Below are 20,766 nucleotides of genomic sequence, written 5' to 3'. Positions count from 1 at the left end.
GTGAGATCGCACCACGCGGAGTGCGATCTCACCGTGGATGTGCGATCTCAGCGTCAGCAGGAGGAGAGTTCCCAGTGACCACGCCACTTGACGGCGACGCCAACCCCGGCCTGGAGCCGGCGCACCTGGAGAAGGCCGACCAGGTCGTCTTCGGCGACCCGGACGCGGCGCCGACGATCCGCTTCGGGGAGCACGAGATCCCGGTCGTGGTGGCGAACACCGTGGTGGTCGGGACCGGGTCCGCGGGCTACTGCGCCGCGGACCGGCTCTGGGAGTTCGGCCAGACCGACGTCGTGATGGTCGCCGACAAGATCAATGCGGGTTCCTCGCGCAACGCGGGCAGCGACAAGCAGACCTACTACAAGCTGACGCTCTCGGGCGGTGACGACGACTCCGTCCACGAGATGGCGCACACGCTGTTCTCCGGCGGCGCGATGGACGGCGACAACGCGCTCGCCGAGGCCGCGCTCTCGGCTCGTGGCTTCCTGCGGCTGTGCGATCTCGGGGTCCCGTTCCCGCAGAACCGGTACGGCGAGTTCATCGGCTACAAGACCGACCACGACCCGCGCCGCCGGGCCACCTCGGTGGGGCCGTACACCTCGCGCTCGATGGTGGCCCAGCTCGAGAAGAAGGTGGCCCGCAACGGCACCCCGGTGTACGACGAGTGCCGCGTGGTCGACCTGATCCGAGGAGCCGACGGCGAGATCGCCGGTCTTCTCGTGTTCCGCACCGACGTGAGGCCGGGCCCCGACCAGAGCCCCTACCTGCTGTTCCGTTGCACCAACATCGTGTACGCGACCGGTGGCCCGGCAGGCATCTACGCCACCCGGGTGTTCCCCAACGGGCAGTGGGGTGCGAGCGGTGCCGCCTACCGCGCCGGCGTGCACGGCAAGAACCTCACCGAGTGGCAGTTCGGGCTCGCGTCCATCAAGCCGCGATGGAACGTCTCGGGCACCTACATGCAGGTGATCCCACGCTTCGTGTCCACCGATGCCGACGGCAACGACGAGCGCGAGTTCCTCACCGAGACGATCGGCGACTACGGCCGCATGATGTCGCTCGTGTTCCTGAAGGGCTATCAGTGGCCCTTCGACATCCGCAAGGCACGTGACGGCTCGAGCCTGATCGACCTGCTGGTCTACCAGGAGACCGTGCTGCGCGGGCGACGGGTGTTCCTCGACTTCCGCTCCAACCCGGTGCAGCCGGAGTTCGATCCTTCAGCCCTGGCGCCCGAGGCCTACGAGTACCTCGACCGCGCGGGAGTGCTGTTCGGCACCCCGATCGAGCGGCTGCGCCGGATGAACGAGCCTGCCTACCAGTTCTACCTCGGCAAGAACCCGTACGTGGACCTCGAGAAGGAGATGCTCGAGGTCGACGTGTGCGCGCAGCACAACAACGGCGGCCTGCTCGTGGACGCCTGGTGGCAGTCGAACGTGCCGGGCTTCTTCCCGGTCGGTGAGGCCGGGGGAGCGCACGGCGTGTATCGGCCCGGTGGCGCTGCTCTCAACTCCGGTCAGGTGGGTGCTACTCGCGCCGCCCGGTATGTCTCCGCGGCTCGCACCGACGACCCGATCGATGAGTCCGCCTTCACCCAGGCGGCCGCGCCGGTGGTGAGCGACGCCGTCGAGCTGGTCGCGCGGGCGACCGAGCGTGCGGCCTCAGGAAGCCCTGACAACACCGGTGACCTGCTCAGCGACGTGCAGGCCCTGATGAGCGAGAAGGCCGGTCCGGTGCGAAGCGCCGGCTCGATCGATGAAGCCCTCGCGCAGGTGCACGAGTGGCTCGCCGGCTACGGCGATCTCGTCAGCGCCGACGGGGGTTCGCGCCGATCGATCAATCGCACCTTCCTGGTGCGGGACATCCTCGTCACGGCGTATGTGTACCTGAGCGCGATGAAGGACTACGTGACACACGGAGGCCGCTCACGAGGCTCGGTGCTCTACACCGATCCTTCAGGTGACCTCCCGCAGGTCGGCTACGGCGACAACGCCGAGGAACCGCTCGACCTGCCGGAGATCTTCCGGTTCGCCCTTGACGGCGGTGCGCTCGACGGCGAGGTCCAGGAGGCTGCGTACGCCGCCGACGCCGACGACCCGGCCGGCCGACCTGCGTTCACCTGGCGCCCGGTGCGGCCGATCCCCGCCGATGACGACTTCTTCGAGAACGTCTGGCGCGACTTCCGTGAGCACGGGAACGTGTACTGACGCGCTACCTGTCCCAGAGCAGCCGGACGACGGAGGTGTGGGTGGACAGGAGGACGCCGTTCGACAGCGCGACGAGGTTGGACGCATCGTCGACACGCAGCGGGGCGGTCCAGTCCTGCGAGCCGTCGAGAGGGTCGAGCGCGAACAGGGTGCCCTCGACATAGTTCAGCATGAGGATGTTGTCCCGGGTCGCGGCGAGCGCGAAGGTCGGTGCGCTGAGGCTCCACAGCTCGTTGCCGCTGCGCAGGTCCCACCCGACGACGCGCTCGGCGGTCTCGCCCCAGCACGGTGTCACCAACGCGCCCTGCAGTCTCGCGACCGGGCGGCACCCGTCGTGCGATGACGGCATGCGCCAGAGCTCGGTCCCGTCGGCGCGCAGGGTGGCGATGAGCCTGCCGGTGGGATCCTGGCTGAGGGCGACCGCGCCGCCGAGATCGTCGTCGTAGGGGATCAGGATCTCGTCCCGCTGCAGCGGGACTCTGCCCACTGGCGTGTGAACGACGAGCTCGGGGCTGGCGGCACTGCCGATCTCGACGTCGACGTCGTCGTGGAGGGTCCAGCGCGTGATGGGCGAGACCGCCCCGGTCGCGATCTCGATCGAGCTGGCCGTGTTGTAGATCTCCACCCTGTCGTTGACCACCGCGAGCTGGGTCCAGAACGGGGCAGTCGTGCCCTCCACGACATCGAGCTCGACCCGCCAGCGCTCCGAGCCGTCAGCCTCGATCAGCGCCACGGACTCCGACGGTGCATCCGATGCCTGGATGACGACCGCGTCGTCTTCTGTGGCCACCACCGCCACGGCACGCGGGTACAGGCGGGTGTGGCGGCTGCCGTCGGAGATGTCGATCAGCACCAGCACCGCGCCCGGCGAGCCGGGGCTGTCGACGCACCCGATCGAGGTTCCCCAGGTGCACGTGTAGCCCCGGTCGTAGTAGCGCCACACCTCGGCGCCGTTCGCGAGGTCGAGGCCGAGGACGCTCCGGCCGGCACCGTCGTCGTCCTCGACCACGACGGCTCGGTCTCCCTCCGCCAGCACGACCTCCGGGAACCGCAGCTCGGTGGTCCAGACCGTGCTGGGCTCGGTCCGGATGTCGAGGTCGAACAGGCCGATGTCCGGTCCGCTGCCTGCGCCGTAGGAGATCGGGACGGGGCCCGAATTGGCGGCCCCGATGCCGACGAGCGCGAGCGCCGTCAGGATCCATGGCAAAGGCTGGGAGGCCCGACGGCGACCCGTTCGCGGCGGGGGAGCGCCGCCGTCGTCGTCCGGCTCAGCGAGCTCGAACTCCTCGACGGCGGACATGGGTCGATTCTCCCGCCTCGCCCTTGTCCTGTCCCCAGGTCTGTCAGCCCCATCGCAACCGGGACAGGTTGTCCTCGCCGATCACGAGGATCCCGTCGGAGATGGACATCACGTAGGGGTAGCCATCGATCGGCATGGGAAGGGACCATCGAGCCAAGCCATCTGACGAGTCGATCCCGAGCAGGATGCCCTGGGTGTGATCGAACACCAGGAGCGTGTCCTCGCTCGCGGCGACGACGCTCGCATTCGGCAGTTCCCACCGCGTCTCGCCGGTGACGACATCGAGCACGACGATCTGCTCGTGGGAGACCTCCCAGCACTGCGTGGCGATGGTGCCGCGCAAGCGCGCGACCGGGTGACAGGTCGGGGTGGCCACGTGCCACAGCTCGGCCTGGTCGACGCGTCGCGACGCGGTCAAGACCTCGTTCGAGATCTACTGCACCATGACAGGGCCGCCGAAGTCGTCCTCGAAGGGGATCAGCGACTCGTGGAGTCCTAGCGAGATCTGCCGGTCGCTGGTGTGCAGCACCATCGTGCCGTCGGCCGTGAACTCGATCTTCGCGCCGCCCGGAAGCTCCCAGCTCGTCGCTGACGTTCAGCGGCACCCACTGCGGTCCGTTCTCCGTCGGCACCGCGTCTGCGCTGACTCGCCAGCGCTCGGATCCGTCCTCCTCGATGTGCACGACGTCCTCGTCGACACTCTCGGTGGCCGCGATGATCAGCATGCCGTGGGCCGTGGGTATGGCGGCCAGTGCGCCCGGGTAGGGCGGCGGACCCCGTGTGCCGCCATCGGTGTCGATCGTGGCAGCGTTCAGGGCGCCCACCAGCACGAGTGCGGCCGCTGTCGCCGCCCATGGCCACGCCCTCGACCGCGAATGGCGAATCTCATCAGGCGTACCCTGGTGCCATGAGCAACTTGTCGCTGATCGACAGCACGCCAGGGGTTCGTGGTGGCAAGCCTCGGTTCGTCGGGACGCGGATCACTGTCGGTGATGTGCTTGAGTACCTGGCTTCGGGAATGACCACCGAGCAGATCGTCGAGGAGTTTCCGGAGCTCACCGCCAATCACGTACGAGCAGCAATCGAGTTTGCTGCTCTGCGCGAGCGGCGGCTCGCGTCAGCGTGAGATTGCTGTTCGACCAGAACTTGTCACGCAAGCTGGTCGGGACCTTGGAAGCGGAATATCCCGACTCCACCCACGTTGCTGTTGTGGGACTGGACACCGCGGACGACCGGGCTGTCTAGCAGTACGCGGCTCAGCATGAGCTGGTGCTTGTGTCCAAAGACAACGACTTCGCGCAACTCGCCTTTCTCTTTGGTGCGCCGCCGAAGGTCGTCTGGGTACGCGTCGGGAACAGCACATCTGCAACCGTCGCAGATGTGTTGCGGGATGCTCGTCCAACGATTGCGACGTTCGTCGCAGATCCCGATGAGGCTTTGCTCGTGCTGTCGTAGTGCCGCCACCGAACTTCGGCTCACAATTCTTGTCCGCGCGATCACTGACAGCCTTGGCCGGGACAGAGATGCTCAGAGGTAGGGCTCCACGAGCCTCGTGTAGCGCTCGACCATGGTGGCGACGGTCTGCTCGGCCGGTGCCTCCCAGATCTCCGCGTTGAAGATCTCCACCTCGACGGCGCCCGTGTAACCGGCATCTGCCACCCACCTGGTGATGGTGGGGAAATCGATGTAGCCATCCCCCATGAAGCCGCGCGAGAGCAGCGGGTCGGCGGCGAGCGGGAGCAGCCAGTCGCAGACCTGGTAGAGCGCCAATCGGCCCTCGCGGCCCGCGCGTGCGATCACGTTCTCCAGCTCGGGATCCCACCACACGTGGTAGGTGTCGACCAGCACACCGACGGACTCCTGCGGGAAGTCGGCAGCCACGTCGAGGCACTGACCCAGCGTGGACAGCACCGCGCGATCGGCGGCGAACATCGGGTGCAGCGGCTCCAGCACCAGGCGCACCCCGTGCTCAGCAGCGAACGGCACCAGCTCGCCCACCCGGTCCACGACCCGCCGGCGGGCGGCGATCAGGTCGCGATCGCCGTCGGGAAGTGCAGCGGCGCCCGGCTCGGGGTTGGCGGGCAGGCCGCCCACCACGAGCACGAGCTCGCTCGTACCGAGGGTGGCGGCCTCGACGATCGCGGCCTTGTTGTCGGCGAGTGCAGCGGCCTGGCCCTCGGCGTCGGCGGCGGTGAGGAAGCCGCCGCGGCACAGGCTGGAGACGCTCAGCCCGGCGTCACGGATGAGCGTGGTCGCCTTCTCCAGGCCCACCTCGGCGACGCGGTCGCGCCACGGCCCGATCGCCGTCAGGCCGGCGTCGGCCGCCACCCGCACGGCTTCGGCGAGCGTGACGTACTTCGTGGTCGCGGTGTTGAGCGCCAGCCGGGTCACAGTGCGATCGGCTCCAGCTCGACCCTGCGGCCCTCGGCGGAGGAGGCGAGCCCGGCCTCGGCGAGCTGCACGCCGCGTGCGGCAGAGAGCAGGTCGTAGCGGTGCTCGCGCCCGGCGACGACGTCGCGGATGAACTCTTCCCACTGCAGCTTGAACCCGTTGTCGAGGTCGGCGTTGGCCGGGACCTCCATCCACTGGTCGCGGAAGGGCTCGGTCACCGGCAGGTCGGGGTTCCACACGGGCTTGGGCGTGTGCGCACGCTGCTGCGCGACGCACTTGCGGAGCCCGGCGACCGCGGAGCCGTGGGTGCCGTCGACCTGGAACTCGACCAGCTCGTCGCGGTAGACGCGCACGGCCCAGGAGGAGTTGATCTGGGCGACGATCTCCTCGCCGCTCGGACCCTCGATCTCGAAGATGCCGTAGGCGGCGTCGTCAGCGGTGGCGGCGTACTCCTCGCCCTTCTCGTCCCAGCGGGTCGGGATGTGCGTGACGGTCTTGGCGACGACGCTCTTGACGTTGCCGAGGATGCCCTCGAGCACGTAGTTCCAGTGGCAGAACATGTCGGTGGTCATGCCACCGCCGTCTTCCTTGCGGTAGTTCCAGCTCGGGCGCTGCGCGGCCTGCACGTCGCCCTCGAACACCCAGTAGCCGAACTCGCCACGCAGGCTGAGGATGCGGCCGAAGAACCCTTCATCGACCAGCCGGCGGAGCTTGACCAGTCCGGGCAGGTACAGCTTGTCGTGGACGACGCCGGCGGTCACGCCGGTCTCCCGGCGGAGCCGTGCGAGCTCGATCGCCTCGTCGAGGGTCTCGGCCGTGGGCTTCTCGGTGAAGATGTGCTTGCCGGCCTTCATGGCGGCGGTGAGGGTCGCGGCGCGCAGCGAGGTCATCGAGGCGTCGAAGATGATGTCGACCTCGGGGTCGGCGATCGTGCCCTCGAGGTCGGTGGTCCAGCGCTCGATGCCGTGGCGCTCGGCGATCTCCTTGACGGCGTCGGGGCGGCGGCCGATGAGGATCGGCTCGACGAGCACCTTGCTGCCGTCGGCGAGCGTCACGCCGCCCTGCTCCATGATCGGGACGATCGAGCGGACGAGGTGCTGGCGGTACCCCATCCGGCCCGTGATGCCGTTCATGCCGATGCGGAGGGTGCGGGTGGACATGGGGAGCTCCTGGAGGTCGTGGCCGTGGGAATGCGCTTTCCGCAGCCTAAGGGAGGGTCTCGGTGGTGTCAACGAGCCCCTAGCGTGGAACCATGACGCGGACGTCCCCCACCATCGCCATCATCGGAGCCGGCGGCTTCGTCTTCCCGTTCCGGCTCTTCGGTGACCTCATCAGCTTTCCCGCGCTGCAGGCTGCCGAGATCAGACTCATGGACATCGATGCGGGCCGGCTCGATGGCGTCGCCTCCGCCGCGCGTGCCCTCGTGGCCCATCACGGGCTTCCCACCAGGGTCATGACGACGACGGATCGTCGCCAGGCGCTGGACGGAGCCGACGTCGTCATCATCACCTTCCAGGTCGGAGGTGTCGCCGCCTACCGCCACGACGTCGAGATTCCGCGTCGGTACGGCATCGACCAACCCGTCGGGGACACGGTGGGTCCGGGTGGGGTGTTCAGGTTCCTGCGATCGGTCCCCGCCTACCGCGACATCGCGGCCGATGCCCTCCAGCTGTGCCCGGAGGCGACGTTCATCAACTACGCCAACCCCATGGCGATGGCGACGGCCTACCTCAACGCGCTCGGGCTGCGCACCGTGGGGTTGTGCCACAGCGTGCAGGGCACCACCCGGATGCTCGCGCGCACGCTCGGGGTGCCCTACGAGGAGGTCAGCTACCGGTGCGCCGGGATCAACCACCAGGCATGGGTCCTCGACTTCCGTCACGGCGACGAGGACCTCTACCCCCGGCTCCGGGCAGAGATGCGTGCACGGCACCAGGTCGGGCGCGGTGCAGCGGCGCTGCGTGCCGATGACGGCGACCACTCCGGTGCTGCCGCGGCCGCCAGCACGTACGAAGGCGGCAACGAGCAGGTCCGCACGGACATCATGAACGCCTTCGGGTACTTCCAGACCGAGTCCAGTCACCACGCCTCCGAGTACCTGCCCTACTTCCGCAAGAACGCCGAGCTGGTCTCCGAGTACATCCCGCAACGGTGGGACTACTACGAGATCTGCGCCGCGCACGACGTCCCGGGTGACCTCACCGATCAGCTCGAGCGCCTGCAACGCGAGCTGGCACCCTCGGTGGAGTACGGCGCCACCATCGTGAACTCGATCGTCACCGGCGTGCCCAGCGTCGTCCACGGGAACGTGCCCAACGCCGGCTCGCTCATCACGAACCTGCCGGCGGAGGCGTGCGTCGAGGTGCCGTGCCTCGTCGATGCAGGCGGTGTGCAGCCCACGGCCCAGGGGGAGCTGCCACCCCAGCTCGCCGCCCTCAACCGCACCAATGTCAACGTGCAGACCCTCGCCGTCCGGGCCGCCCTGACCGGCGACGTCGAGCACGTCCACCACGCCGTCGCGCTCGACCCGCTCACCGCGGCGATGTGCACGCTGCCGCAGATCCGTGCGATGACCGACGAGCTGCTGGCCGCCCACGCCGAGCTGCTGCCGGCCGAGCTCCTCGGCGCTGTCGAGCCCTGAGCCGGAGGACCACGTCCTCGCGATCGGCACCGCAGCAGCCACGGCCACGCCTACCGTGGTCGGATGCTCGCCCGAACCCGCTCGCTGCTGCTCGCCAGCCACCCCGGGCCGACGGCGACGGTCACCGTCCTGGCGGTCGTCCTCGGCATCGCCATCGACCTGCCGGCCTGGCGCATCGGGGCCCTGGGGATCGCGATCCTCGCCGGTCAGCTCTCGATCGGCTTCTCGAACGACTGGCTGGACGCTGCGCGGGACCGAGCCGTCCACCGCACCGACAAGCCGGTCGCCCGGGGCGACATCTCGGTCACCGCCGTGCGCAGGGCCGCCTGGGTCTTCGCTGCGCTCACCATCCCGGCGTCGTTCGTGCTGGGCTGGCGGTCTGCGGTGGCGCACCTCATCCTGGTGGCCTCCGGCTGGGCGTACAACGCCGTGCTCAAGAGGACGGCGGCCTCTGTCATCCCGTTCGTCCTCAGCTTCGGACTGCTCCCCGCCGTCGTCACACTGGCGGCCCAGCCGCCGGCGGCCGCCACGTGGTGGGCGCTCGGCGTCGGTGCTGCCTTCGGCGTCGCGATCCACTTCACCAACGTCCTGCCCGACCTCGATGACGATGCCTCCACCGGCATCGACGGACTGCCGCATCGCCTCGGTCGAGTGGCTGCTGGCGTGGTCGCGTTCGTCGCGCTCGCCGTCGCGGCCACGCTGGTGACGCTCGGACCTGTGCTCTCGGGGGCGGCGTCGTCGCCCACTCCGCTCGGGATGGTGGCACTGGCTCTGTGCCTGGCCATCGCCGCGCTGGGGATCGTCCTCGTGGCGACGCGCCCGCCCGGCCGCCTGCTCTTCCGTCTGATCATCGTGGCGTCGTTGATCGTTGCCGGCAGCCTCGTCCTGGCGGGCACGTCGCTGACGGCCTGATCGTTCGCGCCGCAGGACCGGTGTCTCAGCGGAGGTGCCGCATGGCGTACACGGACGCCAACGCGCGGCGGGCCGGGCTCCGGAGCGCGGCGGTCAGCAACCCGTCCCGCACCACGGCACCGAACCCGGCGACCGGTCGCCCGAGGCCCATGTTGAGCTCGGCCTGCCGCGCCGCCCACCGAGCGCGCCGTCGGCGTGCCGCGTCGAACCGGTCGAGTGCTGCGGCGGTCGCGGGCCCGTCCGCGGTGCCGCGAACCGCGGCGAGAAGCAGCGGAGCCAGCCGTGCGCCGTCGAGCCATCCGAGGTTCATGCCCTGGCCGCCGATGGGGCTGATCTCGTGCGCGGCGTCACCGAGCAGGACGACGCCGCCCACCACGGTGCGTGAGGCGAGCCGTCGTCGGACCGTGAACGCGCTCAGCATGCTGGTCGTCGCCGGGTCCACGAGGACCCCGGTCCGCTCGGTGACGAGTGCGGCGAGACTCTCGGCGGTCGGCTCGACGACGGGCGACGGCGTACGGACGACCCAGCGCCGCAGGGCACCGGGAAGCGGGAAGGACTCCACGACGCCCGCGCGCTCGAGGTGGATGACCGCGTCCGCGCCGGCGTCGGTGCTGTCGAGCAGGTCGCCCATGACGTAGCTGTCGGGATAGGCGCGCACCGGCGAGGACACGCCGAGCAGGTCGCGCACCCGGCTCCGCGCGCCGTCGGCGGCCACCACGAAGCGCGCCGTCTCCGCAGACCCGTCCTCAGCGCTCACGTGAACCCCGCCGGGCTTCTGCTCCAGAGCGGTGAGCGTGCGGTCGTGGATGAGGTGCACGCCGTCCAGGGCTGCCACGTCCTCGCGAAGGATCTGCTGCGTGCGCACCTGCGGAAGCGTCGCGACGTAGGGGAACCGGCGCGAGACGCCGTCGAAGGGGACGACGCCCAGCACGCGCTCGCGGGTGCGGGCGACGCCGCGGCGCACCTGCACGGCCTCGGCGACGATCTGGTCGGCGACCGCCGGCTCGAGGGACTCGAGCGCGGGAGCGTGGATGCCGATCGCGCGCGAGTGTCCCGCACGTCCCGTGCCCGGAGCAGGTGCGGGCCGTCGTTCCCACACGGCGACGTCCAGTCCGCCCCGTGCCAGGCGGGCGGCGAGGGCCAGGCCGACGGTGCCGCCGCCGACCACCAGGACGTCACGCACCGACATCGCGCTCGATCGCGCCCGACACCCACGCCGGCTCGCGCACGGCCAGCACGCGGAACGGCGCGCGCTCGACGCGCCAGCCGTCGGGCAGCACGGCCGCGAGCTCGTCGGGCCGGTAGCTGCGCCGGATCGAGAGCAGGCCGTCGTCGCGCACGAACGCCGCGTGCGGTCGCCCACGGCGGTGGAGCGGGATCGTGCCGACCCAGTAGCCGACGTAGGCCAGCCGCCCGCGCGCGATGTCGCTGTGCACGACGAGGCGCCGCGCCAGCGCCGCGCTGTCGTGCAGCAGACCATCGAGACCCTCGGGATCCAGATGGTGCAGCACGTGATTCGACACGACGACGTCGAAGGCGGCACCCTCATGCACGAGGTCGGAGCTGAGCGCGCGCCGGAACGTGACTCCAGTCGGAGGCAGGCTCTCGGCGTACTCGATCGCGCGCGGGTCGGGGTCGATCGCGGTGATCTCCAGCAGCAGCCCGTCGCGCGCGGCCCAGCGGGCGAGGGAGCGGGCGACGTCGCCACCGCCAGATCCGATGTCGAGGAGCGTCGTGCTGACCTCGCGTGACAGCAGCGGCCGCAGGCGGCGGGCGTAGATACTCCGCCATCCGGCCACCAGGCGGTTCACGGCGACGAAGGCGCGGTAGGTGCGCCGCAGGCCTTCGGCGTCGCACTCCGGGTCGTCCATCAGCTCGAACGCTGCGACGTCGCGGCGCTCCAGCCCGTGGCTCGAGCGCCTCGTGCGGGCGAACGCTGCCGCAGATCTGCGACTCACGCGGCGGCCGGTGCGCCGTCGGACCGCCTCATCGTCAGCAGCGCGGACTCGACGGTGAGGCCGGGTCCGAAGGCCATGGCGCACACGCGCTCGGGCGTCCCGTCGGCCGCCGCGAGCAAGCGCTGCAGGACGAACAGCACGGTCGCGCTCGACATGTTGCCGTACTCCCGCAGCACCGATCGGGACGGTTCCATCTGCGCCTCGCTGAGCCCGAGCGCCTGCTCGACCTTGTCGAGCACCGAGCGGCCGCCCGGGTGCACGGCCCAGCGAGCGATGCGTCCACCGGCCCCGGTCGAGTCCGTCCCCGCCGTCGTGAGCAATGGGTCGAGCGCACCGCGGATGTGCTCGGAGATGATCGACGGCACGTAGCGAGAGAGCACCATCTCGAAGCCGTGGTCGCCGATCGTCCACGCCATGTCTTGCTCGCCGACGGGTGTCAGGGTGGTGCGCATCTCGTCGAGATCGAGCACGAGATGCCCCGCCGGCGCGGGTCGGGCGGTGACGACAGCGGCGGCGGCGCCGTCAGCGAACAGCGCCGAGGCCACGATCGTGTCCGGGTCGTCCGACGCCTCGAGGTGGAGCGAGCACAGCTCGGCGCACACGACCAGCACCACCGCGGCGGGGTTCTCGGCGCAGATCGACCGCGCGGCCGAGATCGCCGGGAAGGCGGCGTAGCAGCCCATGAAGCCCACGTGCAGGCGACGTGTGGTGGCGGCCAGTCCGAGGTCCCGCACGAGCACATAGTCGGGGCCGGGGGCGAAGAAGCCGGTGCAGGATGCGGTCACGACGTGCGTGACGTCGCCGGTCTGCAGTCCGCCCGAGGCGGCGAGCGCCCCGCGGGCCGCCTCGAGGAACAGGCTTGGCGCGTGGGCGACGTAGTGGTCGTTGCGCGTGCCGGTGGTGGGGGAGAGGATGCGCCGCTGCCCGCGATCGCAGAAGACCGGACCAGCGGTATCGGCGGTCGGCTCCGCCTCGAGCGGCGCGCCGAGGTCAAGGTCACCCACAACCGTGTGGCGGGTGTCGATGGCGGAGCCATCGAAGGCCGACGCGATGAGACGGCGGGCGAGCCGGCTGCGACCGGGCTGGACCAGCAGAAGGTCGCGCATGTCCGGTTGCTTGATGACGGTCGGTGGGACCGAGGTGGCCACCGACCTGACGCTGATGGCCATCTTTCCACTGTATCTGCGGGCTCCGCTCCGCACGGCTGGAATCGTCGCCGCCGGGTACGCAACAGCGGCCTCCGACTCGTGCCCGACTCGGCTCCGGGCAGGCGTGGGCGAGGATCTCACAGCGGCTCACGTCGGGGTGAGCGCGAAACGTAACAGTCCGGTCCACATCCGTGACGAGGGCGAAACGCACGCTCTCTAGCGTCGTGAGCACGCCACGGACCGGGCCCGGAACTACCGGGAGCACCGGGCGGCGACCTCCCCCGACCTGGAGATCGACCATGTCGTACACCAAGCCCGCTGACCTCGTCGTCGCCATGGCCGACGCCGGCGAGACGAAGATCAGGATGAGCACCAGCGACACCATCGTGAAGGGCGCGATGGGTGCCGCGTTCCTCAGCATGGGCGCCGCGTTCGCTGTCACGGTGACCGTGACGACCGGCTCGGCGCTGCTCGGGGCGTTGCTGTTCCCGGTCGGCTTCGTGCTGCTGTACCTGCTGGGGTACGACCTGCTGACCGGCGTGCTCGTGCTCGGTCCGATGGCGTGGCTCGACCGCTCACGCGGGATCACGGGCAGGGCGGTGCTCCGCAACTGGGGCCTAGTGTTCGTGGGCAACCTGATCGGCGCGCTCACGGTCGCGGTGCTGATGTCGATCGTGGTGACCTACGGGTTCGATGTCTCCCCGAACGAGGTCGGACAGGCGATCGGTCACATCGGCGAGGGGCGCACGGTCGGGTACGCCGAGCACGGCGGTGCGGGCATGCTGACCCTGTTCGTGCGGGCGATGCTGTGCAACTGGATGGTCTCCACCGGCGTCATCGGCGCGATCCTCGCCAAGGACGTCATCGGCAAGATGATCGCGATGTGGCTGCCGATCATGTTGTTCTTCTTCATGGGGTTCGAGCACTCGATCGTCAACATGTTCCTGTTCCCCTCGGGCCTGCTGCTCGGTGGCGAGTTCACGCTCGGCGACTACCTCGTGTGGAACGAGATCCCCACCCTGCTCGGCAACCTCGTCGGCGGACTGACCTTCACGGTGCTCCCGCTGTACCTGGCCTATGGCCGCAAGCGCACTGTGGCTGCCGAGTTGCCCCGCCCGGTCGCGGCGCCCCGCCCGCAGCCGGCTCTCGTCTCCGAGGGGGTCTGAGATGGCGCGCCGGCTGGTCGTCGTCGGTGGCGGCATGGTCGCCCAGCGGCTCGTCGAGGCCCTCCGTGCTCGCGACGAGGCCGGTGCCTGGGAGGTCACCGTCCTCGCCGAGGAGGCATCCAAGCCGTACGACCGCGTGGCTCTCACGAGCTACTTCTCGGCGCGTGACGCCGAGGAGCTCACCCTCGGAGACCCGGCGCTGTGGGAGGACGAGCGGGTCACGCTGCGGCGCGACGCCGCCGTCACCGCGATCGACCGGGAGAACCGCACGGTCACGGACCGGCTCGGCCGGGTCCACCCCTACGACGAGCTCGTGCTCGCCACCGGCTCGAGCGCGGCGGTGCCGCCGATCCCGGGCGCCGACCTCCCCGGTGTGTTCGTCTATCGCACGCTCGATGACGTGGCAGCGCTGCGCGGGTGGGTCGAGGAGAAGCGTGCTGCTGCCCCGAGCGCGAACGGCTGGCAGCGCCCGGTCCGTGGCGCGGTCATCGGCGGCGGTCTGCTCGGGCTGGAGGCCGCGGGTGCACTGAAGGCGCTGGGCGCGCAGGCCACCGTGCTGCAGGCGACCACGCACCTGATGAACGCGCAGATCGACCTCGGTGGTGGCGAGGCGCTCAAGCGGATCCTGCAGGGCATGGGCATCGCGGTCCGCTGCGAGTCGCTGACCTCCCGGATCCGGTCCTCGCGCCGCACCGGGCACGTCGGCTCGATCGATCTCGGCGAGGGTGGCCGTCTCGATGCCGACGTCGTGGTGATCGCCACCGGTGTGCGGCCCCGCGACGAGCTGGCCCGCGCCGCCGGTCTGCCGGTCGGTGAGCGCGGCGGCGTGATCGTCGATGTCGCGTGCCACACCGGGGACCCGCACGTGTGGGCGGTCGGTGAGGTCGCGAACGTCGAGGGCAACGGGTGCGTGGGGCTGGTGGCCCCGGGCTACGCGATGGCCGAGGTCGTCGTCGACCGGCTGCTCGGGGGGGAGGCCACCTACCCGGGCGCCGACACCGCGACCAAGCTCAAGCTGCAGGGTGTCGACGTCGCGAGCTTCGGCGACCCGTTCGCCAGCACGCCGGACTCGATGGAGCTGGTCTACGCCGACCCGGTGGCGGGCGTCTACAAGAAGCTGGTCGTCTCCGACGACACCCGCACGCTGCTGGGCGGGGTGTTCGTGGGCGACGCCGCACCGTACGCGGCGCTCCGCCCGATGCTGGGTGCCGAGCTCCCGGGTGACCCGGGCCAGCTGCTGCTACCTGAAGGATCGGGCGCCGCTCCGAGCCTCGAGCTCCCCGACTCGGCGTCGGTGTGCTCCTGCAACAACGTCAGCGCGGGCGCGATCCGGGACGCCGTCACCGAGCACGGCTGCACCGATCTGGCAGGCGTGAAGGCCTGCACGCGTGCCGGCACCACGTGCGGCTCCTGCCTGCCGCTGGTCAAGAAGATCACCACCACCGAGCTCGAGCGGGCCGGTGCCGAGGTCTCCAACGCACTGTGCGAGCACTTCGAGATGTCCCGCGCCCAGCTGTTCGACGCCGTGCGGGTCGCCGATCTGCACACCTTCAGCGAGATCATCGCGCGCTTCGGCCGTGAGCCCGGCCGTGGCTGCGACATCTGCAAGCCGACCGTGGCCTCGATCCTCGCCTCGTTGGGCAACGGGCACATCCTCGACGGCGAGCAGGCGACCCTGCAGGACACCAACGACCACGTGCTGGCCAACATGCAGAAGGACGGCACCTACTCGGTCGTCCCACGCATCCCCGGCGGCGAGATCACGCCCGACCAGCTGCTGGTGATCGGGCAGGTCGCCAAGGACTTCGGGCTCTACACGAAGATCACCGGCGGGCAGCGGATCGACATGTTCGGCGCCCGGATCGAGCAGCTGCCGCAGATCTGGCAGCGGCTCGTCGAGCACGGCATGGAGTCCGGGCACGCTTACGGGAAGTCGCTGCGCACCGTGAAGTCCTGCGTGGGGTCCACCTGGTGCCGCTACGGCGTGCAGGACTCGGTGGGCATGGCCGTCGAGCTCGAGCTGCGCTACCGGGGCCTGCGCTCGCCGCACAAGATCAAGCTGGGCGTCTCCGGCTGCGCGCGCGAGTGTGCCGAGGCTCGGAGCAAGGACGTCGGTGTGATCGCCACCGAGAAGGGCTGGAACGTCTACGTCGGCGGCAACGGCGGCTTCAACCCGCGGCACGCGAAGCTGTTCGCCGAGGACCTCGACGACGCGACCCTGATCCGGACGATCGACCGCTTCCTCATGTACTACGTGCGCACCGCCGACCGGCTGCAGCGCACGGCCGCCTGGGTCGAGGACCACGAGGGCGGCATCGAGGCGATCCGTGCGGTCGTCATGGACGACTCCCTGGGCATCGGCGCGGACCTCGACGAGGCGATGGCCGCGCACGTGGGCAGCTACGCCGACGAGTGGCGCGCCGTGCTCGAGGACCCCGAGAAGCTGCGCCGCTTCGGCTCGTTCGTCAATGCTCCCGACGTCGCGGACCCCGACCTCGTCTACGTCACCGAGCGTGGCCAGATCCGGCCCGCGAGCGAGGCCGAACGAGCGAGCGAGGTCCACGTATGACCCCGATCTGCCGGCTCGCCGACCTGGCCGTCGAGCGGGGCGCGGCCGGCCTGCTCGGCGACACCCAGATCGCGCTGTTCCGGCTGCCCGACGACAGCGTGCACGCGGTGCAGCAGCGCGACCCGTACTCGGGCGCCAACGTCATGTCCCGCGGCATCGTCGGTACCCGTGGCGGGATCCCGACCGTCGCCTCGCCGATGTACAAGCAGGTCTTCGACCTGCGCACCGGGCGCTGCCTGGACGCCGTGGGCTACACCCCCCGCCCAGGGCTCGCGCCCGATCTGGTGACCTGGCAGGTCGAGGTGATCGACGGCGTCGTCCATGTCGGTGCACCCCTCAGCATCGAGGCGAGCGCCCCATGATCTCGATGCTCGGCATCGACCTGGCCGGCCGCGACGTCCTCGCCGTCGGGGGTGGCGTCGTCGCTTTGCGACGAGCACAGGCATGGGCCGACGGCGGAGCGCACCTGCGCGTGTTCGCTCCCCGGGTCGTGGACGAGCTGGCGATGCTGCTGGAGCGCGCCGGCACGTGGCGGGCGCGCCCGGTGCGCGAAGGCGACCTCGAGGGTGCGTGGCTCGTGCTCGCGGCGACCGACGACCCGGCCGTCAACCACCAGGTCGCGGCCTGGGCCGAGGCACGCCGCACCTGGTGCGTGGTCGCCGATGCCGCCGAGGCTGGCACGGCGCATACCCCGGCGACCGCACGCAGCGGTGACCTCACGGTCGGCGTCGTCACGGACGGTCGGGGCGATCCCCGCCGGATGGCTGCTGTGCGCGACGCTCTCGCGGAGCGTCACATGACCGGTGTCGACCGACGTCGGCGCCGCCTAGCCGGCGGTCGCGTCACGCTCGTGGGAGGCGGTCCGGGCGCCGTCGACCTGCTGACCGTGCGCGGCCGCCGCGCGCTGGCCGAGGCCGATGTGGTGATCGCCGACCGGCTCGGTCCGCTCGACGTGCTCGACGAGCTCCCGCCGGGGGTGTCGGTGCCGGCGCTCGCGGGCATGCCGCTGACGCACCGAGGCACGGTGGCGGCGTTCCACGTGATCGCGGGTCATGCGGGGCTCGACGACGTCTCGCTCGCGTGCGTGCGCGAGGGCGCGGCTACGCTGGTCGTTCTCATGGGCGTCTCACAGCTGAACCGGATCGCGACCCAGGCGCTGGCCGCCGGGGCCGACCCGATGCTGCCGGTCGCGCTCGTCGAGAACGGGTCCACACCGCAGCAGCGGGTGACCCGTGCGCCGTTGCGCGAGATCGTCGCCCGCGCCGCGCAGGTGGGCGTGCGCTCACCCGCCGTCATCGTCATCGGCGAGGTCGCCGCGGAGCACACCGGCGTCACGGCCGCGGTCGCGTGAACGCTGCGCTGGGCCAGGTGATGGCCGGGTGCACCGTGCTGATCACCGCAGACCGCCGCAAGCACGAGCTCGCGGCGGCGCTCGAGCGCCGTGGCGCGCTGGTGCGGCACGCGCCGTCGCTGACGATGATCCCGCACGCCGACGACGACCAGCTGCTCGCCCGCACGGCCGAGCTGGTCGCGGACCCGCCGGACGCTGTCGTGGTCACCACCGGCATCGGGTTCCGCTCCTGGGTGGAGGCCGCGGACGCGCACGGCCTCGCCGACCAGCTCCTCAAGGTCCTCGACGCCTCCCGCCTCATCGCGCGCGGCCCCAAGGCCCGCGGCGCGATCCAGGCGGTCGGGCTGACCGCCGACTGGGTCGCCGAGTCCGAGACCTCCGCCGAGATCGCTGACCTGCTGCTCCGGGAAGGTGTGGCGGGCCTGCGCATCGCCGTCCAGCAGCACGGTGCTGGGGCCGACGGCCTCGACGTGGTGCTGGCCGAGGCCGGCGCGCAGGTCGTCAGCCTGCTCGTGTACCGCTGGGGGCCGCCGCCCGACCCGCAGGTGCTCGCCGACTCGGTCGAGGCCGCAGCCAGGGGTGAGATCGATGCGGTGGTGTTCACCTCGGCGCCGGGTGCGGAGGCATGGTTGACCGCCGTCGAGGAGCAGGGCCTGGCGGATCCGATCCTTCACCTGTTCGGCAGCGGCGCCATGATCGCGGCGGCCGTCGGTCCGGTGACGGCCGGGCCTCTGGAGCGCCGCGGGGTCCATCCGCTGGTTCCGGAGCGTGGCCGGCTCGGTGCGCTGGTTCGTGCGCTGGTGGCGCATTACGAGCACGTCGAGACGCTCGCACTCACCACGGTCGCCGGGCCGCTGCAGATCCGATCCAGGGTCGCGGTGCTCGACGGCCACCTGCTGCCGCTGTCGCCCAGCGGCCTGGAGGTGCTGCGGCTGCTCGCGGCGAGGCGTGGCGAGATCGTCACCCGTGACGACGTGCTCGCGATCCTGCCCGGTGACGCGGCCACCGGTCACGCCGCCGAGGTCGCGGTCGCCCGGCTGCGCGAGGCGATGGGCCGCCGTGATGTCATCAAGACCGTGGTCAAGCGCGGTTATCGACTGGAGCTCACATGACCGGCACCGCCCCCGTGCTCATCGGCTGCTCGCACGGCACCGACGATCCCGAGGGCCGAGCCGTGATCCGCGCGATCCTCGACGGCGTCCGTGCGGTCCGCCCCGATCTCGATGTCCGTGAGGCGTTCGTGGACGTGCAGCAGCCCGAGGTGGCCGATGTGGTCACCGAGGTGGTGATGCCCGACGGCGGTGGCGCGCGTGAAGCCGTGGTGGTTCCCCTGCTGCTCTCGGCCGGGTTCCACGTGAACGTCGACATCGCCGACGCGGTCGCCGATCGCGGACCGGGCACAGGGCGCGCCGCGGCCGGCGCGCCGCTGGGTCCCGACGACCGCTTGGTCGAGATCGCGGCTGAGCGCCTGACGGAGGCAGGGGTCCGCGCCGACGATGCCGTGGTCGTCGCTGCGGCAGGCTCCAGCCGCCCGGAGGCGGCCCGCGACGTCGAGCACGTGGTCGCCGGTCTCCGTGCGATCCACCCCGGGCCGGTCAGCGTCGGGTTCGGCGCGATGGCGACGCCCAGCGTCACCGACGCGGTCGCGGCAGCGCGCGAGAGCGCACCGCGCGTCGTCGTCATCGCGTTCCTGCTCGCCCCCGGCTACTTCTACGACCGGGTCCAGGAGGCCGGTGCCGACGTCGTCACCCAGCCCCTCGGCCCCGACCCCCGCCTCGTCCAGATCGTCCTCGACCGCTACGCCGAGGCGACCCGCCAGTTGGGCGGGTCGCCTCGGCACAGGTGAGCACGCTATTGCTCCCTGCGCTGCTCACCCTGGGCCCGTACCTGCCATGTGACCCATGTGATCAGCGTTATCGCACCCGTTGACATCCCGACCCATACGAAAAAGTTGGGGTTCGCGAAACCGCTCGAGAGTCCGACTGTATAGCACACAACAGTTGCAGTGAGTCCGACGATCGTAAAGACACGGTGCGAGCGGGGGTGGATCAATACGTGCAGGTTCTCGTTCATAGTTGGCTGCCTCCGTTCGCTTAGCGGCAATTGCCACCCGAATAGGTTCCGACCTGTAGGAATGCCGCCGGGGGGAGTGCCTGCCAGCGGATGGCGATGACTAGGCAACGCTTCGGACTGGAGTTTTGGGCTACGCCCGCCTGGTACACGATAACGCCGGATGCTGCTGCGCACGCTGCGCCCATCACCCCGGCAGGGATGGGACCGAGAGCTGCCGAAAGCCCGCCGCAAGCCAGCGCAGTCGTGCCCGGAGTCCATCCGCTTTGCGCGATGGTTCGGGTCTCGACGTGGGACTGCAATTACCCTCGCCGAACTCGTTGAGCGGGAGACGCGCGGTGGTCAGGTCGGGGTCGAAATCGCGCAGCGTGGCAAACGCGGAAACAGGGTGGGCATCGTACAAGCTACCTCTGGGTACGCGAGCTCTCGATGCTCCTGCCAATCAGGAGGACGATCGTCAGACCCGCCAGCGCGGGTATGAGGACAGTCAGCACGGCTTGCACAAGGGTGAGCGACTGCAGGAAGACGAAGAACATCACGGCTGTCAGAACCAAGCCGCCGACAAAACCTCGCCGCAAGTTTTCAGACATGATCAGTCCTCTCGATCAGCTTGTGCACGCAATGCCCGTGATCCCAAGCGGGAGGTATCTCACCTGGACGAGCAGCGTAGGCCTGGACGTCGGGCAGACGCCGCCCCGTTCCATGAGCCACTGCGCGACTGATGCCCCAATTCCCGAAGCGGCGACGCACCCGATCACGGTGGCCAGGCAGATCGCAGCGCCGTTGCCAGCGATTGCGATCCGCTGGTCGGACTGGTTCAGCCTGATGTAGGCGTGAGTCCAGCCTGGGCTGACAGACAGGTCTGGCGAGTTCCCGGTCTGTGGCACTGCCACCACGGTTACCGTCGATCCACTCTCTAGTGTGACCGTGTTCCCGCTCTGGCTGCCTGGGTCGAGCTTGATCGGGTCGGCGTGCGCCGTGGACGTCGCCATCGTGAGCGCTCCGACAACCAACAGCACGCTCAAGAGCAACCGAATGGTGCTGCCGATGTGAATC

At 70.3% G+C, this 20,766-nt stretch carries 18 protein-coding genes and 1 pseudogene; 11 read left to right on the top strand and 8 right to left on the bottom strand.

The window, feature by feature from the left end; all coding sequences use genetic code 11:
* Nucleotides 1-74 precede the first annotated feature (74 nt).
* Nucleotides 75-2,204, top strand: coding sequence for an FAD-binding protein (locus tag GPA03_RS15850; RefSeq protein WP_241681338.1), 2,130 nt, complete (start codon nucleotides 75-77; stop codon nucleotides 2,202-2,204).
* 4 nt (nucleotides 2,205-2,208) lie between these two features.
* Here the strand turns inward: GPA03_RS15850 and GPA03_RS15845 are convergent, their stop codons facing one another.
* Both GPA03_RS15845 and GPA03_RS15840 read right to left on the bottom strand, forming a co-directional pair.
* Nucleotides 2,209-3,504 (bottom strand): outer membrane protein assembly factor BamB family protein, encoded by a 1,296-nt coding sequence (locus GPA03_RS15845; protein WP_156253011.1) that lies wholly within the window; start codon nucleotides 3,502-3,504, stop codon nucleotides 2,209-2,211.
* Nucleotides 3,505-3,547: 43 nt separating this feature from the next.
* Nucleotides 3,548-3,922, bottom strand: a complete 375-nt coding sequence (locus GPA03_RS15840; RefSeq protein ID WP_156253010.1) for a PQQ-binding-like beta-propeller repeat protein — start codon at nucleotides 3,920-3,922, stop codon at nucleotides 3,548-3,550.
* A gap of 489 nt (nucleotides 3,923-4,411) precedes the next feature.
* Between GPA03_RS15840 and GPA03_RS15835 the strand changes: the two genes are divergently transcribed.
* Together GPA03_RS15835 and GPA03_RS22915 are read left to right on the top strand one after the other, a co-directional pair.
* Nucleotides 4,412-4,630: a DUF433 domain-containing protein gene (locus GPA03_RS15835; protein ID WP_156253009.1), complete on the top strand. Its 219-nt coding sequence runs from the start codon at nucleotides 4,412-4,414 to the stop codon at nucleotides 4,628-4,630.
* Nucleotides 4,627-4,959: pseudogene (locus GPA03_RS22915) on the top strand (DUF5615 family PIN-like protein). Before GPA03_RS15835 ends, GPA03_RS22915 begins: the two are co-directional and overlap by 4 nt.
* Nucleotides 4,960-5,031: 72 nt before the next feature.
* Here GPA03_RS22915 and GPA03_RS15825 read toward each other — a convergent pair.
* Nucleotides 5,032-5,895 (bottom strand): sugar phosphate isomerase/epimerase family protein, encoded by an 864-nt coding sequence (locus GPA03_RS15825; RefSeq protein WP_156253007.1) that lies wholly within the window; start codon nucleotides 5,893-5,895, stop codon nucleotides 5,032-5,034.
* Entirely contained in the window at nucleotides 5,892-7,055 is a 1,164-nt protein-coding gene (locus tag GPA03_RS15820; RefSeq protein ID WP_156253006.1) for a Gfo/Idh/MocA family protein, read from the bottom strand. The genes GPA03_RS15825 and GPA03_RS15820 overlap by 4 nt, the downstream gene beginning before the upstream one ends.
* Before the next feature lie 92 nt (nucleotides 7,056-7,147).
* On the opposite strand from GPA03_RS15820, the gene melA reads away from it, so the two are divergent.
* Both melA and GPA03_RS15810 read left to right on the top strand, forming a co-directional pair.
* Entirely contained in the window at nucleotides 7,148-8,536 is a 1,389-nt protein-coding gene (melA, locus tag GPA03_RS15815; protein ID WP_156253005.1) for an alpha-galactosidase, read from the top strand.
* 63 nt (nucleotides 8,537-8,599) lie between these two features.
* Nucleotides 8,600-9,448 (top strand): UbiA family prenyltransferase, encoded by an 849-nt coding sequence (locus GPA03_RS15810; RefSeq protein WP_156253004.1) that lies wholly within the window; start codon nucleotides 8,600-8,602, stop codon nucleotides 9,446-9,448.
* 25 nt (nucleotides 9,449-9,473) lie between these two features.
* Here the strand turns inward: GPA03_RS15810 and GPA03_RS15805 are convergent, their stop codons facing one another.
* From GPA03_RS15805 to GPA03_RS15795, 3 genes are read right to left on the bottom strand one after another with little or no spacing between them, the layout of a single operon-like run.
* Nucleotides 9,474-10,631: an FAD-dependent oxidoreductase gene (locus GPA03_RS15805; RefSeq protein WP_421958429.1), complete on the bottom strand. Its 1,158-nt coding sequence runs from the start codon at nucleotides 10,629-10,631 to the stop codon at nucleotides 9,474-9,476.
* A complete protein-coding gene (locus GPA03_RS15800; protein WP_421958428.1) occupies nucleotides 10,624-11,406 on the bottom strand; it encodes a class I SAM-dependent methyltransferase in 783 nt (260 codons plus the stop codon). The genes GPA03_RS15805 and GPA03_RS15800 overlap by 8 nt, the downstream gene beginning before the upstream one ends.
* Nucleotides 11,403-12,575 carry a type III polyketide synthase gene (locus tag GPA03_RS15795; RefSeq protein WP_156253002.1) on the bottom strand — a complete coding sequence of 391 codons (1,173 nt, stop codon included), beginning with the start codon at nucleotides 12,573-12,575 and terminating at the stop codon, nucleotides 11,403-11,405. The genes GPA03_RS15800 and GPA03_RS15795 overlap by 4 nt, the downstream gene beginning before the upstream one ends.
* 278 nt (nucleotides 12,576-12,853) lie before the next feature.
* Between GPA03_RS15795 and GPA03_RS15790 the strand changes: the two genes are divergently transcribed.
* The 6 genes from GPA03_RS15790 to GPA03_RS15765 are packed head-to-tail and all read left to right on the top strand — an operon-like array spanning nucleotide 12,854 to nucleotide 19,486.
* Nucleotides 12,854-13,720, top strand: a complete 867-nt coding sequence (locus tag GPA03_RS15790; protein WP_156253001.1) for a formate/nitrite transporter family protein — start codon at nucleotides 12,854-12,856, stop codon at nucleotides 13,718-13,720.
* 1 nt (nucleotide 13,721) lies between these two features.
* Nucleotides 13,722-16,289, top strand: a complete 2,568-nt coding sequence (gene nirB / locus GPA03_RS15785; RefSeq protein ID WP_156253000.1) for a nitrite reductase large subunit NirB — start codon at nucleotides 13,722-13,724, stop codon at nucleotides 16,287-16,289.
* Entirely contained in the window at nucleotides 16,286-16,651 is a 366-nt protein-coding gene (gene nirD, locus GPA03_RS15780; protein ID WP_156252999.1) for a nitrite reductase small subunit NirD, read from the top strand. The genes nirB and nirD overlap by 4 nt, the downstream gene beginning before the upstream one ends.
* Nucleotides 16,648-17,640, top strand: a complete 993-nt coding sequence (locus GPA03_RS15775) for a siroheme synthase family protein (RefSeq protein ID WP_156252998.1) — start codon at nucleotides 16,648-16,650, stop codon at nucleotides 17,638-17,640. Before nirD ends, GPA03_RS15775 begins: the two co-directional genes overlap by 4 nt.
* Nucleotides 17,641-17,660: 20 nt before the next feature.
* Nucleotides 17,661-18,752: a uroporphyrinogen-III synthase gene (locus GPA03_RS15770; protein WP_156253231.1), complete on the top strand. Its 1,092-nt coding sequence runs from the start codon at nucleotides 17,661-17,663 to the stop codon at nucleotides 18,750-18,752.
* Nucleotides 18,749-19,486 carry a sirohydrochlorin chelatase gene (locus GPA03_RS15765; protein WP_156252997.1) on the top strand — a complete coding sequence of 246 codons (738 nt, stop codon included), beginning with the start codon at nucleotides 18,749-18,751 and terminating at the stop codon, nucleotides 19,484-19,486. The genes GPA03_RS15770 and GPA03_RS15765 overlap by 4 nt, the downstream gene beginning before the upstream one ends.
* A 628-nt stretch (nucleotides 19,487-20,114) precedes the next feature.
* On the opposite strand, the gene GPA03_RS15760 is transcribed toward GPA03_RS15765, so the two are convergent.
* On the bottom strand, nucleotides 20,115-20,300 hold the full coding sequence (locus GPA03_RS15760; protein ID WP_156252996.1) for a hypothetical protein: 186 nt from the start codon (nucleotides 20,298-20,300) through the stop codon (nucleotides 20,115-20,117).
* Nucleotides 20,301-20,766: the final 466 nt, after the last annotated feature.

The organism is Pseudactinotalea terrae, assembly GCF_009733845.1.
Taxonomy (GTDB): Bacteria; Actinomycetota; Actinomycetes; order Actinomycetales; family Beutenbergiaceae; genus Pseudactinotalea; species Pseudactinotalea terrae.
This window is presented reverse-complemented; position numbering and strand designations above follow the sequence as displayed.

What these genes read in the sequence shown, in the direction of transcription:
- GPA03_RS15845 (WP_156253011.1), bottom strand. Translation starts at nt 3,504, where the DNA reads ATGTCCGCCGTCGAGGAGTTCGAGCTCGCTGAGCCGGACGACGACGGC.
- GPA03_RS15835 (WP_156253009.1), top strand. Translation starts at nt 4,412, where the DNA reads ATGAGCAACTTGTCGCTGATCGACAGCACGCCAGGGGTTCGTGGTGGC.
- GPA03_RS15820 (WP_156253006.1), bottom strand. Translation starts at nt 7,055, where the DNA reads ATGTCCACCCGCACCCTCCGCATCGGCATGAACGGCATCACGGGCCGG.
- melA (WP_156253005.1), top strand. Translation starts at nt 7,148, where the DNA reads ATGACGCGGACGTCCCCCACCATCGCCATCATCGGAGCCGGCGGCTTC.
- GPA03_RS15810 (WP_156253004.1), top strand. Translation starts at nt 8,600, where the DNA reads ATGCTCGCCCGAACCCGCTCGCTGCTGCTCGCCAGCCACCCCGGGCCG.
- GPA03_RS15795 (WP_156253002.1), bottom strand. Translation starts at nt 12,575, where the DNA reads ATGGCCATCAGCGTCAGGTCGGTGGCCACCTCGGTCCCACCGACCGTC.
- GPA03_RS15790 (WP_156253001.1), top strand. Translation starts at nt 12,854, where the DNA reads ATGTCGTACACCAAGCCCGCTGACCTCGTCGTCGCCATGGCCGACGCC.
- nirB (WP_156253000.1), top strand. Translation starts at nt 13,722, where the DNA reads ATGGCGCGCCGGCTGGTCGTCGTCGGTGGCGGCATGGTCGCCCAGCGG.
- nirD (WP_156252999.1), top strand. Translation starts at nt 16,286, where the DNA reads ATGACCCCGATCTGCCGGCTCGCCGACCTGGCCGTCGAGCGGGGCGCG.
- GPA03_RS15775 (WP_156252998.1), top strand. Translation starts at nt 16,648, where the DNA reads ATGATCTCGATGCTCGGCATCGACCTGGCCGGCCGCGACGTCCTCGCC.
- GPA03_RS15770 (WP_156253231.1), top strand. Translation starts at nt 17,661, where the DNA reads ATGGCCGGGTGCACCGTGCTGATCACCGCAGACCGCCGCAAGCACGAG.
- GPA03_RS15765 (WP_156252997.1), top strand. Translation starts at nt 18,749, where the DNA reads ATGACCGGCACCGCCCCCGTGCTCATCGGCTGCTCGCACGGCACCGAC.
- GPA03_RS15760 (WP_156252996.1), bottom strand. Translation starts at nt 20,300, where the DNA reads ATGTCTGAAAACTTGCGGCGAGGTTTTGTCGGCGGCTTGGTTCTGACA.